The 14,838-nt window shown below is 68.2% G+C and carries 15 protein-coding genes; 13 read left to right on the top strand and 2 right to left on the bottom strand.

Annotated elements, in window-relative coordinates; genetic code table 11:
* Positions 1-25: 25 nt before the first annotated feature.
* From AB0H76_RS38070 to AB0H76_RS38125, 12 genes are all read left to right on the top strand, one after another.
* Positions 26-421, top strand: coding sequence for a hypothetical protein (locus AB0H76_RS38070; RefSeq protein WP_357332396.1), 396 nt, complete (start codon positions 26-28; stop codon positions 419-421).
* 18 nt (positions 422-439) lie between these two features.
* The gene (locus AB0H76_RS38075) at positions 440-1,786 is read left to right on the top strand and encodes a hypothetical protein (protein ID WP_357332398.1); all 1,347 of its coding nucleotides are present in this window, start codon (positions 440-442) and stop codon (positions 1,784-1,786) included.
* A complete protein-coding gene (locus tag AB0H76_RS38080; RefSeq protein ID WP_357332400.1) occupies positions 1,783-2,544 on the top strand; it encodes an ESX secretion-associated protein EspG in 762 nt (253 codons plus the stop codon). Before AB0H76_RS38075 ends, AB0H76_RS38080 begins: the two co-directional genes overlap by 4 nt.
* A 293-nt stretch (positions 2,545-2,837) precedes the next feature.
* Positions 2,838-5,246, top strand: coding sequence for a nitrate- and nitrite sensing domain-containing protein (locus AB0H76_RS38085; RefSeq protein ID WP_357332402.1), 2,409 nt, complete (start codon positions 2,838-2,840; stop codon positions 5,244-5,246).
* On the top strand, positions 5,243-5,674 hold the full coding sequence (locus AB0H76_RS38090; protein ID WP_357332404.1) for a roadblock/LC7 domain-containing protein: 432 nt from the start codon (positions 5,243-5,245) through the stop codon (positions 5,672-5,674). The genes AB0H76_RS38085 and AB0H76_RS38090 overlap by 4 nt, the downstream gene beginning before the upstream one ends.
* A complete protein-coding gene (locus tag AB0H76_RS38095) occupies positions 5,671-6,009 on the top strand; it encodes a DUF742 domain-containing protein (protein ID WP_357332406.1) in 339 nt (112 codons plus the stop codon). Before AB0H76_RS38090 ends, AB0H76_RS38095 begins: the two co-directional genes overlap by 4 nt.
* 25 nt (positions 6,010-6,034) lie before the next feature.
* Positions 6,035-6,601, top strand: coding sequence for an ATP/GTP-binding protein (locus tag AB0H76_RS38100; protein WP_357332545.1), 567 nt, complete (start codon positions 6,035-6,037; stop codon positions 6,599-6,601).
* A 24-nt stretch (positions 6,602-6,625) separates the two neighbouring features.
* Complete coding sequence (locus AB0H76_RS38105) at positions 6,626-7,183, top strand: sugar O-acetyltransferase (protein ID WP_357332408.1); 558 nt, start codon at positions 6,626-6,628, stop codon at positions 7,181-7,183.
* 47 nt (positions 7,184-7,230) lie between these two features.
* Positions 7,231-8,361 (top strand): AAA family ATPase, encoded by a 1,131-nt coding sequence (locus AB0H76_RS38110; RefSeq protein ID WP_357332410.1) that lies wholly within the window; start codon positions 7,231-7,233, stop codon positions 8,359-8,361.
* 67 nt (positions 8,362-8,428) lie between these two features.
* Positions 8,429-8,848 (top strand): VOC family protein, encoded by a 420-nt coding sequence (locus AB0H76_RS38115; protein ID WP_357332412.1) that lies wholly within the window; start codon positions 8,429-8,431, stop codon positions 8,846-8,848.
* Between the two features lie 77 nt (positions 8,849-8,925).
* Positions 8,926-9,552, top strand: coding sequence for a hypothetical protein (locus AB0H76_RS38120; protein ID WP_357332414.1), 627 nt, complete (start codon positions 8,926-8,928; stop codon positions 9,550-9,552).
* Positions 9,549-11,066: a hypothetical protein gene (locus AB0H76_RS38125; RefSeq protein WP_357332416.1), complete on the top strand. Its 1,518-nt coding sequence runs from the start codon at positions 9,549-9,551 to the stop codon at positions 11,064-11,066. Before AB0H76_RS38120 ends, AB0H76_RS38125 begins: the two co-directional genes overlap by 4 nt.
* Positions 11,067-11,069: 3 nt before the next feature.
* Here AB0H76_RS38125 and AB0H76_RS38130 read toward each other — a convergent pair whose 3' ends face one another.
* Positions 11,070-11,573 (bottom strand): nitroreductase/quinone reductase family protein, encoded by a 504-nt coding sequence (locus AB0H76_RS38130; protein WP_357332418.1) that lies wholly within the window; start codon positions 11,571-11,573, stop codon positions 11,070-11,072.
* Between the two features lie 68 nt (positions 11,574-11,641).
* On the opposite strand from AB0H76_RS38130, the gene ppc reads away from it, so the two are divergent.
* On the top strand, positions 11,642-14,419 hold the full coding sequence (gene ppc, locus AB0H76_RS38135) for a phosphoenolpyruvate carboxylase (protein ID WP_357332420.1): 2,778 nt from the start codon (positions 11,642-11,644) through the stop codon (positions 14,417-14,419).
* Positions 14,420-14,427: 8 nt separating this feature from the next.
* Here ppc and AB0H76_RS38140 read toward each other — a convergent pair whose 3' ends face one another.
* On the bottom strand, positions 14,428-14,823 hold the full coding sequence (locus tag AB0H76_RS38140) for a PPOX class F420-dependent oxidoreductase (protein WP_357332422.1): 396 nt from the start codon (positions 14,821-14,823) through the stop codon (positions 14,428-14,430).
* Positions 14,824-14,838: the final 15 nt, after the last annotated feature.

A 14,838-nucleotide genomic window follows, 5' to 3' on the forward strand; every position in this document is an offset into this window, starting at 1 on the left:
CCGAAATTTAGAAAGGCGTACGGCGGTGGCAACTCCCGACGAACAGGTCAAGAAGTTTCAAACGTTGGCTGGAGAAGCCACGGCAGGAAATTTGTATATTGAATCGGGTGCGGCAAATCGGTGCGCGAAACTGTGCGAGAACTATGTTGCAGAATTGCGGTCTCTCGCACAAAGCGCGGCTTTCATTGTGGACGTAAGTTCGTTCTCTGATTTGGCATCCTCCGCTGCTCTGGGTGCGAAGTTTTCCGAGCTTGCCAACGGTGGTCCGGGTAGCGGATCGTATACGGCCTCGATTACCGAGCATATTAAGATCCTTGAGGCAATGCAAGATATGTACGTCAAGGCGGGTGCCGCATATGAGGCCGCCGACGCGGACACTCAAGCCAAGATCAAGGCGCAAACTCACAAAATCGACTGGTAAGGCAAGCGGGGGATAGGCATGACATTCGGCGACTTCATGGGAAATCTGGGTGGCGTTGTGGCTGCCCGGGTTACCGATCTGTTCAATGACGATATTGCACCGGTCAAGGCAGAGCAGAATGCGCAATCAGCCGGTAACGCGGACCGAGATCGGCTATATGCTCAAAACAGGGCTCTCTCTAACGGTTTTGGTGGTGAGTACACTAACGCTGTTGTTCCGCCGGTGATCGAAGCCTTCGTCGGCATGCCGCATTCCCGTATTACGCAGTTCATCTCGAACATCGACCTCGGTCAGATGTGGACCAGCGTCGACTCCTGGCAGAAACTTGCGGCAAAGACACGAGACAAAGGCAATACTTTCTACGACGACACCAAGAAAGAGATGGACAGTGGCTGGTCTGGAACGGCAGCAGCCAGTGCTCTGTCCAGCGTCAAGGCCTACCTCGGCGACGTGCAGAAGGTCGAACAGGCAGCGAACCTGATCTCCAACAAGATGGAGGAAGCTTTCACCGGCTTCAGCCAGGTGACCTACCAGGTGCCACACGAGTCCGAGGCACGCGAGGGCGGCAAACTCGCGAGTGTCGTCAGCGCGATCGGTGACGCGGTCCTGCCCGGCAGCCCCGTCTCGGACGCGATCAGCGGTAACGACGCCGGCCGGCAGAAGAACGCCGAAGATCTGGCCAACGAGGTGATGCGCACTGTGTATCGCCCGGTCGCGCTCCAGGCTGATGCTCAGGTCCCGAAGGTGCCATCGCCGACCACCCCCGCGGCGAAACCCGACTCCGACATTCCCAGCAACAAGAAACCCAATGGCAATGGGAACGGCAATGGCAACGGGAACGGAAATGGGAATGGCAACGGCAATGGCAACGGCAATCCGGTAACCCCGGGCACCGAGGATCCGGGCGAAACGAACCCGGCCAGCACCGATCCCGCGTCCACGAACCCCGCGAGCACCACCAATCCGGCCAGCACGACCCCGGCGAGCACGACCCCCGCCAGCACCACTCCGGCGAGCACGAACCCGACCGGCACCAACCCGCTCAGCACGAATCCGAACCGCCTGGGCACGGGCACCCCTCGCGCCGGCACTCCGGGCTCGGGCACCCCCGGTTCGGGCACTCCGAAAAGCGTTGCGGGAACCGGAAACGCCAATCCGGCGGCCGCCGCCGCGGCTTCGGCCGCGAACAAGGCGAATTCGGCGGCCCGCTCCGGCATGCCGGGCATGGGTGCCCCCGGCCGCGGCAACAGCGGGCAGGACGACGAGTCCGAGCACACCGCACCCGATTACCTGTACGGCGTGCACGAGGAACTGCTCGGCCCCGAGCGCAAGGCTGTCCCGCCGGTGATCGGCGGGGACGCATGACCGGCACCTGGGAATTGACCCCGATCGAATTCTGGGTCGCCTGGGAGGCGCTGGGCCGGGACCGGATGCCGTTCCCGCTCACCTTCGCCGCGGAGGTGGAGACGCAGGTCGAGTTCGACATGCAGCGCAAGGCGGCGGCGTCGTCGCTGATGCGCACCATGGGTGACGACGATTCGCTGTATTCGGCGTTGCACGCGCTGGCGCACGCCGATGTCCGTATCGAATTGTTCGGTTACCGCCATGACGGCCGGGATCGGATGGTCCGGGCCTGTGCCGCTATCGAATCCGATCTCGGCGCGGTGGCCGCGCAGATGCCGGGGGCGGAGTTCGGGACGGGCGGCAATATCCGGATCGATCTGCGGGCGCCGCAGGCGGTGGTGCAGCGGTTACTGAGCGTGCTGCCGGACACCGCCGCGGGCGCGGGCCCCAGCGTCAACATTCACCGCGACGAGTTGCAACAGCCCACTCGGATCAATTCGCATCGCCGCTCGCCTTCCGAGCACGCGGTCCGGCTACTCAAGCGCCCGTTCCGCACCTACGCCGAATTGCGTGTCGCCGCCGGTCCGTCGCTGAACGGGTGGCAAGAAGGCGGCACCCAGCTCTATCTGATCGATTATCGCGGCGACGGCCGCTATCTCCTGCGCGAGGACGATCGCATCGAAGCGATTCCCTGCACGACCGAGCGCGTGCGTGCCGAGGTCACCCGGCTCATCGATCAGGTGGCGGCGAAGGCCCGCGAAACCGCTTGGCAGCACTGAACACTCGGATACCCGCGGTCCCCGGTCAGTGGCTCCGGTCACCTCGCAACGGAATTCGTCTGACCGGGTGAATGCCAGGCGGTTGCCGGGCCGGGGCGCGGGGTGCCGTGCGGGGGTGCGGGTCACCGTCGCGCCGGATCCGGTGTGAGCGGATTGAAACTGCGAAAATTGTTGATTACCAGCATGTATCCGCCCAGGTCAGTGCGCCGCGGGCCCGATTCGGGCGTTGACACCCGCTACCGCCTGTGGAAATTTGCTCCGTGCTACGGCCGACGCGGTGGAGGAGCAGGGTGGTGCGTTCACGTTCGAAGCTGGAATCCGCCGGTGCCGTCGCACCCGGGCTGGTCCGGCCGCGCACCATTCGCGGGCAGTTGGCCCGCATTCTGCTGGTTTCGCTGACGCTGGTGTTCGCATTGCTCGGCGGCGCGATCGCCGGGGAGGTGCAATCCTATTGGCGCAGTGGGGATGCGGTCGACGAGGTCGGGCTGGCGCTGGCGGTGCAGGACGTGCTGCACGAGGTGCAGCGCGAACGCGGGCTCAGCAACGGCTGGCTCGGCGGCGGCAAGCTCGAGCAGGCGGTCATCGAGCAGCGGGGTAACACCGATCGGGCGCTGCGGGCGCTGGACACGGCGCTGGCCGGGAACGCGCCGGGGGTGGCGCAGGTGCGGCAGGCGGGCGGTCACCTGTCCGGGCTGGGCGATATCCGCGCCGCCATCGACGTCCGCGGGATCGCGCGCCCGGCGGCGTTCCAGTTCTATACCGACGCCATCAACGTGCTGAATCATCTGGAGCTGGGCCTGGATCAGGCCGACGACGCCGAGGTCCGGCACGGTTTGCAGGCGCTCTACGCCCTGGCCGAAGCCAAGGAGCAGACCGCGCGGGAACGCGGTTTCCTCAACGGTGTCTTCGCCGCCGATCGGTTCGGGCCCGGCGAGTACGTGCAGTTCCTGGACATCCGCGCCGCCAAGCTGGCCGGTCTGGCCGCGTTCGCCCGCGACGCCACCGGCCCGCAGCAAGAACTGCTGGACGCGGCGCTGCGCGGTGAAAACGCAACCCGGGCAGCCGAATCCGAGAATGTCGCGATCGGGTCCAGCGGCGGTCCGCTGCCCCGGTCGGTGGATCCGTCGGTCTGGTGGGCGCAGATGACCGCCGTCATCGACGCGCAACGTGAGGTGCAGCAGTCGGTGGGTGACGCCGTGCGGCACCGCGCCGAAGCGCTGCGCACCCGCGCCGCCCTCACCCTGGGCGGATTCGTGCTGCTGGCCCTGGTGGCGCTCGCCGCCGAGATCGCGCTGGTCTTCGCCAGCCTGCGCGCCATCGTGCGCCCGCTGGCGCTGCTGGCCGCGGAGGCGGACGATGTCGCCGGCCGCCGCCTGCCCGAGGTGATCGCGGCCTGGCGAACGGCCGAGACGCCGCCGGGTCCGCCGGCGCCGGTGCGCACCCCGCCCGGTGCGAGCGTCGAAATCGCCGCTGTGGCGGACGCTTTGGACCGGGTCCAGCACACCGCCTACGAATTGTCTTCGCAGCAGGCGCTCCTGCGCCGCAACAGCACCGAGTCGATGGCCAACCTGGCCCGCCGCAATCAGAATCTGGTGCGCCGCCAGCTCGGCTTGATCAGCGAATTCGAGCGCGAGGAGATGGATCCCAAGGCGCTGTCGAATCTCTTCGAGCTGGACCATCTCGCCACCCGTATGCGCCGCAACGCCGAGAGCCTGCTGGTGCTCGTCGGCGAGGTCAGTCCGCGCCGCTGGGCCGCGCCGATCCCGCTCACCGATGTCATCCGCGCCGGTCTCTCTGAAGTCGACGACTACCGCCGTGTCGCGCTGCGCCGCATCGAGGACGTCACCGTCACCGGCGCGGTCGGCAGCGAGCTTGCGCACATGCTCGCCGAGCTGATCGAGAACGGCCTGGCCTTCTCCCCGCCGGATCTCGAGGTCGAGATCTACGGCCGCAAGATCGCCACCGGTTATGTACTGGCCGTCGTCGATCACGGCGTCGGGATGCCCACCGACCAACTCGCCGAAGCGAATTCCCGCCTCAGCGGCGCGACCGACTTTCTGCTCACGCCCACCCGCTACCTGGGTCACTACGTCGTCGGCCGCCTCGCGCAGCGCCTCGGCATCACCGTCGAACTCACCGTCTCGCCGGTCAGCGGGGTCGTCGCCCGCTTGCTGCTGCCGGTGGAGCTCCTCGGTGGGCCGGAGCCGAGTGGCGGTGCCGAGCGCAAGTCCGAACCGCGGGAAGACATTCCGGATATGCCCGTCGTAGGTAATGGCGCGAAGCCCGTCGTGCTGGGCCGCGGCGTCTATGCCGAGTCCGGCGGAAGCGGTTCGAGCGCAACGGCATCCGCACCGGAGATTCTGCTCACCTCGACTGGCCGGCACGCGGTCCACGGCTCGGCGCGGGAGCCCATGCGCGTCGCGGACCTCGCCCCCGAGTCGGCCGATCTCGTTGCCGCCGCCGGTGTCCAGCGGACCCGCAACGGACTGGTGAAGCGCGCGAGGCAATCTCGGCCCGCGGTGGCGCCGCCCGCGCCGCGCCCGCCGAGCGCCCCGCCGGCGGAGCGCTCACCGGCCGAGGTGCGCGGCATGCTGTCCGCGTTCCGGGCCGGTCATCAGCGTGGCGAACAGCCCGAAAACACCGCTCGCGGAACAACTCCGGGCGCAGATTCAGCAATGAGCACCGTAAAGGGGAGCCAGTGACCACACAACTACCGACCGCGGCCGATCCGCACACCTTCAACTGGTTACTGGCCAACTTCGTGCGCAATACCGACGGCGTGCGCGACACCGTGGCGGTGTCCTCGGACGGTTTGCTCATCGCCATGTCCGACGGCCTGGACCGGGCGGCGGCGGACCGCCTCGCCGCGATGGTGTCCGGACTGACGAGTCTGGCCCGAAGTGCCTCGCGCAGTTACGCTTTCGATGGTCTCAAGCTGATCATGATCGAGATGCAGCGCGGCTTCCTGCTGGTGTCCGCGCTGGGTGACGGCAGCTGCCTCGGCGTGATCGCCGACGGCGGCTGCGATGTCGGGCTGGTGGGTTACGAGATGGCGGTGCTGGCCGAGCGGGCGGGCGCCCTGCTCGATCCGGCGCTGATCTCGCAGCTGCGCGAGACGCTGCGCAGATGAGAGACCCGGACAGCGCCGAGGCCTTCGTGCGGCCGTTCGTCGTCACCGCCGGGCGCACCATTCCGCTGGTGGACGGGCTGCGCATCGAAACCCTGGTGCAGGCGCGGCCCGCCGCGCTCTCGGCGCCGCTGCGGTTCGAGGAGCGCACCGTGGTGCAGCTGTGCCAGGCCCCGCATTCCGTCGCCGAAATCGGTACCGCCCTGCGGGTTCCGGTGGGTGTCGCGAAAGTCATCGTCAGTGATCTGGCCGCCGCGGGCCACGTCACCGTGCGCGCGGCGCACGATCTGTCCACCGCGGCCATCGAGAGGATCAGGGATCTTGTCCGCGCACTTTGACAGCCGCCCGCCCGCGGAACCCGCGCTGGCCGCCTCGGTGAAGATCGTGGTCAGCGGCGGATTCGGGGTCGGCAAAACCACCTTCATCGGCGCCATCTCCGAAATCGAGCCGCTGGTCACCGAGGCCGCCATGACCGAGTACGCGATCGGCGTCGACGACCCCGGCCATCGCGCCGACAAGACCGAGACCACGGTGGCGCTGGACTTCGGCCGCATCACCCTGGATTCGTCGCTGATCCTCTACCTGTTCGGCACACCCGGTCAGGACCGTTTCGTCTTCCTCTGGGACGACCTGGTCGACGGCGCGCTCGGTGCGGTGATCGTGGTCGACACCGGCCGCGTCGAGGACTGCTACCCGGTCCTGGACTATTTCGAGGAGCACAAGACGCCGTTCGTCGTGGTGGTCAACCGGTTCGATCAGGGGCCGGTGTTCGCCCTCGACGAGGTCCGCGAGGCCCTCGGACTCGACGAGTGGATTCCGCTGTTGGAATGCGATGCCCGCCGGCGCGATTCGGTCCGCGACGTGCTCGTCGCGCTTCTGGAACAGGTCTTGGCGCACCGCGTCTCGCCGCCGCGCCTCCAGGTGAGCTGATCGGCTTGCCCGTAGCCTGGCGGCGTGGGCGAACAGCGGGAGCGGATGCTCCGGGGCGAGTTGTATCAGGACAGCGATCCGGAACTGGTGGCAGAGCGGCTGCGGGCGCAGCGACTGTGCGACGAGTTCAACCGGACCGGGCCGGAGGAGACCGAACGACGTACCGCGGTGCTTGGGCAGTTGCTCGGCAAGCTGGGGGCGGGGTCCTGGATCATGCCCCGCTTCCAGTGCGACTACGGGTCGCTCATCGAGATCGGCGCGAACAGTTTCCTCAACTACGACGCGATTCTGTTGGACTGCGCGCCGATCACGATCGGCGACGACTGTTCGATCGGGCCGCGCTGCCAGCTGCTGACCGCCCTGCATCCGATGGAGGATCACGAATTGCGCAGGCAGCGCTGGGAATCGGCGGCGCCGATCGCGATCGGGAACAACGTCTGGTTCGGTGGCGGGGTCATCGTTTGTCCCGGCGTCACGGTGGGTGACGACACCGTTGTCGGGGCGGGTAGTGTGGTCACTCGCGATTTGCCGGCCCGGGTCTTCGCCGCCGGGAATCCGGCTGGGGTCATTCGGGAGCTGTAGGAGCGTCCGCCCGGGGTTTGTCGGTGGCCGGAATTAGGCTGGCCGCCATGTTGACGACGCTGGCTGTCGAGAACTACCGCTCGCTGCGGCGGCTGGTGGTGCCGCTCGGGCAATTGAACGTCGTGACCGGGTCGAATGGCAGCGGCAAGTCGAGCCTGTATCGGGTGTTGCGGTTGCTGGCCACCTTCGCGAGCAACGGGGCGGTCAGCGCGCTGGCCCGGGACGGCGGCCTGGATTCGACCCTGTGGGCCGGGCCGGGGCGCACCGACCGGGGGACTCCGATGGGGCTCAGGCTCGGGTTCGGCGGTGACGATTTCGGGTTCGCGGCCGACCTGGGCATACCGGAACCGGCATCGGTGGCCGCGCTGTTCGCACGCGATCCGGAGATCAAGGCCGAGGCGGTGTGGGCGGGGCCGGTGCTGCGACCCTCGACGTTGCTGGCCGAGCGGGGCGGGCCGGTGGTGCGGATTCGCGACAGCGGTGGTGGCTGGGCGCTGGTGAACCACACCCTGGATCCGTTCGACAGCATGCTCGCCGAGCTCGCCGACCCGCAGAACGCCCCCGAGTTGCTGGTGCTGCGGGAGCGCATCCGGTCCTGGCGTTTCTACGATCACCTGCGCACCGATGTCGACGCACCCGCCCGGACACCCCAAATCGGCACGCGCACCATGGTTCTCGCGCACGACGGCGCGGATCTGGCGGCCGCGCTGGAAACCGTGCGCTTTATCGGGGTCGCGGGCGATCTGGAGCACGCGGTGGATCGCGCGTTCCCCGGCAGCGAGATCGAGATCGTCAACCGGGACGGGCGTTTCGAGTTGCTGCTGCATCAGCCCGGCCTGCATCGCCCGCTGGGTACCGCCGAGCTGTCCGACGGCACGCTGCGCTATCTGATGCTGGTCGCCGCGCTGCTGACGCCGCGCCCACCCGAGCTGCTGGTGCTCAACGAGCCCGAGAACAGCCTGCATCCCGATCTGCTGAAACCCCTGGGCGAACTGATCGCAGCGGCCGCGCGGCGCACCCAGGTCGTCGTCGTGACGCACGCCCAGCCGCTGATCTCCGCCCTGGAGAACAGCGGCCAGGAGATCAACACCATCGAGTTGGTGAAGGAACTCGGCGCGACCACGATGCGCGACCAAGGCCTGCTCGACGCGCCCGCATGGCATTGGCCCAAACGGTAGCGACTGATCTTGCTCCGGTGCCAAGATCCTCGCGACCACCGATGCATTCGCCACAGAGAGAAAACCCATGAGCAACGGCAAAGACTTCGCCCTCACCCACGTCTCCGTCCTGGTCGGTGACCAGGCGCAGGCGCTCGAGTTCTACCGCGACGTGATCGGCCTGGAGGTGCGCCAGGACCTGCCGTTCGCCGGCGTTCGCTGGCTCACCGTCGGCCCGGCCGCGCAGCCGACCATCGAGTTCCTGCTCGAGGTCCCGGCGATGGTGCCGGACGCGGCCCGCCAGCAGGCGGCGCAGGCGCGGCTGGCCAGTGGCGCGCAGGGCACGCTGATCTTCACCACCGAGGATTGCGATGCCACCTACGCGCGGTTGCGCGAGGCGGGCGCGGTGGTCGCCCAAGAGCCGACCACCCAGCCGTATGGCATGCGGGACTGCGGTTTCGTCGATCCGTGGGGCAATCACCTGCGGTTCTCTCAGATCGTGGGCTGACTTCCCGGTGCTCTCCGCGTCCCAGAGCTCGAGTTACATGTTGACAATCACTGTTGATTTGTAAAACACTCTGGGACGTGACCGAACATGCTCGGCAAGCGCTCGAACTGGTGCGCGACAGCGGCCAATTCAAGTGGTACGTCATCCCTTTGCTGCTCCTGGTGATCTACGTGTATTCCGTCGAGGTCGAGCGGCGGAACTGGAATGTCCTGTTCGGCGGTCTCGCGCTGTGGGGCATGGATCTGTTCAACGAGATCTGGAATTCGCTCGTCTTCCACGCCACCGGCCGGGCGCCGGTCTGGGCGGCCGGCGGGCCCACCGCGTATCAGCTGCTGATCGGCCTGAACATCGAGATCTGCTTCATGTTCGCCATCATGGGCGTGGCCGCGGCGAAGATGCTGCCGCCCAAGGAGACCCGGATCCTCGGGCTCCCGAACCGCCCGGTGCTGATCGCGCTGAACTCCGTCGCTGCGGTCGGCATCGAGGTGCTGCTGAACAAGGCCGGCGTGCTCACCTGGGATTGGTCCTGGTGGCAGCCAAGCTTCCCGTTCCTGATCTTCCTCATCGGCTACGTGCCGTTCTTCGCCGCCTGCTTCTGGGTGCACGACCTGGCGACGGTGCGCGCCAAGGCCATCGCGGTGGGCGCAATCCTGGGGATCGACGCCGTGGCCGTGCTCGTCTTCGGCGCGCTGGGCTGGTTGTGAGGGCCGCACGCGGCATTCTGCTGCTGCTCACCGGATTTGTCGTTGCCACCGTCCCGTCGCCCGGCGCCGCGGCGGACACCGGGTGCACGCTCGTCGGCACCGTCGGTACCCCCGAGATCGGCGTCGGCAACAGCACCGCCGGATTCGAAACGATGCTGCGTGCCGAGGCCGACCTGCCCGCGCAGGTGCTGTTCCGGACGTCGACGGAATCGTTCAACCGCCGCTGGTCCTTCGCCGCTCGCCATGGTCACATTTTCGTGAAAGAAGCTGCAGTTCAAGGTGATTGGCGTGCGCTGCCACTGCCCGGCTGCATGGCGGGCCGGATCCGCGGGGTGTCGGCCGACGACGACGAGGTCATGGCCGTCGACCTCGACGGCCGGTTCTTCACCATGGACCACGCGCTCAGCGCGCCGCGGGACTGGAATTGGAGCACGCGCTTCGGAACACCGCTGTGGACCGGCCCCGGCAACGCCCTGCCCGCCGGCACCCTGGACTGGACCTGGTCGGTGCTCTCCCCGAACGAGGACCACGTCTGGCGCGATACCGCCGGCAACGACCACCCCGTCGGCGGCGCCAAGGTCTCCCACGTCTTCGCCCTGACCGACGCCGGCGCCCGCATCCGCTACATCGACCCCTGGCTGCCGATCGACCACAGCTACGAGATGGCGACGCCCGAGAACGGCCGCTTCCGCGCGACCGCCCTGTCCACCAGCGGTTCCACCTCCCTGGTGATCAACAACGCCGGTGACCTGTACACCCGCCTGTTCGACTTCGACATCTCCGGCGCCGACAAGGTCTTCTTCCGCTACTCCTACGCCGACCAGCGCGGCCGCCCCGAAGCCCCCGATATGCTCGCCGAGCGCGTCGACCCCGCCACCGCTGCCATCCAACTCCCGGCCCCCACCTGGACCCGCCAACCCGCGATCCCCGGCGAGAGCACCAACCGCATCTCCATCCATAAAACCGGAATCGGCTCGGACGCAAGAGAGCTCCGCGTCGAAGGCGTCGACGCGAACCGAACCGGCTATTGGACCAAACCCCTCACCGCCCCGGCCTGGACCTTCGTCCCCACCGGACAACCACTGATCGGCACACCCACCAGCGGCTCCAGCGAACCCGTCGACACCACGATCCCGCTGTCGCCCTACAGCTTCTCCGGACAATCCGCCGCCGACTGGACGGCATCGGTCGCGCACTTCGACCCCGCGAACAGCCCGACACCTCTCCGCCTGACCTTCGCCGACGGCACCCACCTGACCCTGACCCTGCACACCGTCGACGGTCTGCGCCAAACCCCCCAGCTGCCCGGCATCACCACCCAGCCCAGGCATTTCGACGGCACCATCGAAGTACCGCCCGACATCCTGAACTCGCCGGCTGCCCAGCCCTCGCCGATCCGCAACTTCCTCGAATCCACCCTGGGCAGTGCGAAATTCACCGACACCCCGGTAATCGTCACGGAGTCCGAGTTCCGAATCCCCGCCCTGAATCTCGCCCTAGGCCGGACCAGCTAGTACTCAGGCCGCTCGGCTGAGGACGGCTATGGGGAGTTTGCGGGGGCTGAGGGCCTGGTAGGTGTCGAAGTCGGGGTAGCCGGCTACCAGGGTGCGCCAGTGGGTGGCGTGTTCGGCGGGGTCGGTGATGACGCGGGCGGTGACGGGGAAGGTGTCGCGGCCGATGCGGACGGTGCCGTTGCCGGCGGCGACCAGGTTGTGCCACCAGGCGGGGGCGGTGGGGCGGCCGCCGAAGGAGCCGCAGACGAGGAGGTCGTCGCCGTCGCGGACGAGCATGAGGATGACCGAGCGGGGTTCGCCGGTTTTGCGGCCGGGGACGGTGAGTTCGAAGACCGGTTTGCCCATCCATTTGCCGAACCGGGTGCCGCCGAAGCGTTGATAGACGTACTGGTGCACCCGGCCGGACAGTTTGCTCACGCCGGTGAGGCGGGTGCTGCCGAAATTCGCCAGTCGTCCGCTGAGACTGATTTCGGTGGGGTGGTTCTCGACCATGTCGACCTCGCTCATCGCTTGCCTGCGCCGGTCACGCTACCGCCTCCGCGCCCGGAAAGATCATCGGCAGTAGGGTCGAAGTCATGACCGACTCGCGGATCGACCCAGTACAGGACGCGACCCGGCCGCTGCGCGACGACATCCGATTCCTGGGTGGCGTGCTCGGCGAGACCATTCGCGACCACGAGGGCCCCGAGGTGTTCGACCTCATCGAGCGGGTGCGCACCGAGGCCTTCCGGATCCGCCGTGAGGAGGTGGGTCGCAGCGCGGTCGCGGACATGCTCGCCGGGGTGGACATCGAGACCGCGATTCCGTTGATCCGCGCGTTCAGCTATTTCGTGCTGCTGGCCAACCTCGCCGAGGACATCCAGCGCGATCGCCGCCGCGCCGCGCACGTCGCGGCGGGTGAGCCGCCGCAGGATTCGTCGCTGGCCGCCACCTACCGCAAGCTGGACGCGGCCCGGCTCGACGGCGACCAGGTGGCCGATCTGCTGGTGGACGCGCTGGTGTCCCCGGTGATCACCGCGCATCCGACCGAGACCCGCCGCCGCACCGTCTTCGACGTGCAGACCCAGATCACCGATCTGATGCGGATGCGGCAGCGCTACGACGACACCGAGGCCGAACGCGCCGAGTACGAGCTGCGGATCCGCCGGCAGGTGCTGGCGCTGTGGCGGACGGCGCTGATCCGGCTGGCGCGCTTGCGGATTCAGGACGAGATCGCGGTGGGGCTGCGGTATTACGAGCTGACCCTGCTCGAGGTGATCCCGGCGATCAACGCGGAGGTCCGGGCGGCGCTGCGGTCCCGGTGGCCGGGCGCGGAGCTGCTGCCGCAGCCGATCCTGCGTCCCGGCTCCTGGATCGGCGGCGACCGCGACGGAAACCCCTTTGTGACAGCGGAAGTCGTGCGCGAGGCCGCGCATCAGGCCGCGGCGGTCGCGTTCGGCCACTATCTGCGCGAGCTGGTGGAGCTGGAGAAGGAGCTCTCGCTGTCGGCGCGGCTGGCGCCGGTGACCGCGGCGGTGACCGCGCTGGCCGACACCGGCTACGCCGATCCGCTGGTGCACGCCGACGAGCCGTATCGCCGTGCGCTGCATGCGATCCGGGGCCGGTTGACGGTCACCGCGCAGCGCGCGCTGGGCCACCTTCCGGTCGACGGGCTGGCCGGACGGATCGAGGGCGTCGAGCCCTATCCGGACCCCCGCGCGGTCCTGGACGATCTGGACGCGATCGACGCCTCGCTGCACGCGAGCCGCGACGGTTTGCTCACCGAGCGCCTGTCCGCGCTGCGCAACGCGGTGGAGACCTTCGGTTTCCACCTGCAGGGGCTGGACATGCGGCAGAACTCGGAGGTGCACGAGCAGGTCGTCGCCGAGATCTTCGCCTGGGCCGGTGTGCATCCGGACTACGCGAGCCTGGCCGAGGCCGACCGCGTCGAGCTGCTGGCCGCGGAGCTGCGCACGCGCCGCCCCCTGCTCGGCCCGCACGCGCGGCTGAGCGAGCTGGCCACCAAGGAGCTCGGCATCGTCCGCGCCGCCACCGAGGTCGTGGAAACCCTGGGCGCGGAGGCGGTTCCGAACTACATCATCAGCATGTGCACCTCGGTCAGCGACATGCTCGAGGCCGCACTGCTGCTCAAGGAGGGCGGCCTGCTCGACCCCGGCCCGCCGGACGGCGCGCCGAGCTGCACGGTGGGCATCGTGCCGCTGTTCGAGACCATCGAGGATCTCGGCGCGGGCGCCGCCACCCTGTCGGCGGCCCTGGAGGTGCCGGTGTATCGGGAGTTGGTGGCCGCCAGGGGAATGCGGCAGGAAGTCATGCTGGGCTACTCCGACTCCAACAAGGACGGCGGCTACCTGGCCGCGAACTGGGCGCTGTATCGCGCCGAGCTCGACCTGGTGGACGTGGCCCGCAAGGCGGGAATTCGCCTGCGGCTGTTCCACGGGCGCGGCGGCACCGTCGGTCGCGGCGGCGGCCGCAGCTACGACGCCATCCTGGCCCAGCCCGCGGGCGCCGTGCACGGCGCGCTGCGCCTGACCGAGCAGGGCGAGGTGATCGCCGCCAAGTACGCCGAACCGCGTGCGGCCCACCGCAATCTGGAATCGCTGATCGCGGGCACACTGGAGTCGACGCTGCTGGACGTGGAGGGGCTCGGCGCGGACGCCGAACCCTCCTACGACCTGATGGACGACCTCGCGGCCCGCGCCCGCGCCGCCTACGCCCGGCTGGTGCACGAAACGCCGGGCTTCGTCCAGTATTTCCGGCAGTCGACTCCGGTCGCGGAGGTCGGCGATCTCAATATCGGCAGCCGCCCGGCCTCCCGCAAACCCACCAACTCGGTGTCGGATCTGCGCGCCATCCCCTGGGTGATGGCCTGGAGTCAGGCCCGGGTCATGCTGCCCGGCTGGTACGGCACCGGCAGCGCGCTCGAGGAGTGGGTGGGCGGCGATCCGCAACGGCTGGCCACGCTGTCCGATCTGTATCAGCGCTGGCCGTTCTTCCGCACCGTGCTGTCGAACCTGGCGCAGGTGCTGGCCAAGAGCGACCTCGACATCGCCGCCCGCTACGCCGATCTCGTCGACGACAAGACTCTGCGCGACACCATCTTCGGCATGATTTGCGAGGAGCACGCCCGCACCGTCGCGATGCACGCCGCCATCACCGGCAACGATCACCTGCTCGCCGACAACGCCTCGCTGGCGGAGTCGATCCACAACCGGTTCCCGTACCTGGAACCGCTGAACCAGATGCAGGTGGAGCTGCTGCGCCGGCTGCGGTCCGGCGACGACAGCGACCTGGTCAAGCGCGGCATCCTGCTGACGATGAACGGCCTGGCCACCGCGCTGCGCAACTCGGGCTAGGCGGCGGGCTACTTGATGTAGCCGGTGACTTTTTCGGGGACCACGCGGACCACGACGCGCACCGCACCGGGCGCGTCGTGGCCCGCCGGTTTGCCGTCGTATTTCCAGGACAGCGTGTCGTCGAGTTCGCGCCCGCCCTCCTCGACGATGGTGGCCCGGCCGCGGATCTCGGCGTACATTTCCGGGTCGTCGCGCACCATGATCGTGATGCTGACCCGGGGGTCGCGGCGGATATTGCGCTCCTTGAGCCGTCCGGCGACCGTCGAGAACACCAGATCGTTGCCGTCCAGGCCGATCCACATCGCCGAGCTCTGCGGGCTGCCGTCGGCGTTGAGGGTGCACAGGGTCGCGTAGTTGGGCGCGTCGACGAGCGCGCTGACTGCCTCGGATAGCTGAATTCCCATCCCCGCACGGTACGG

The organism is Nocardia sp. NPDC050712, assembly GCF_040654295.1.
Classification (GTDB): Bacteria; Actinomycetota; Actinomycetes; order Mycobacteriales; family Mycobacteriaceae; genus Nocardia.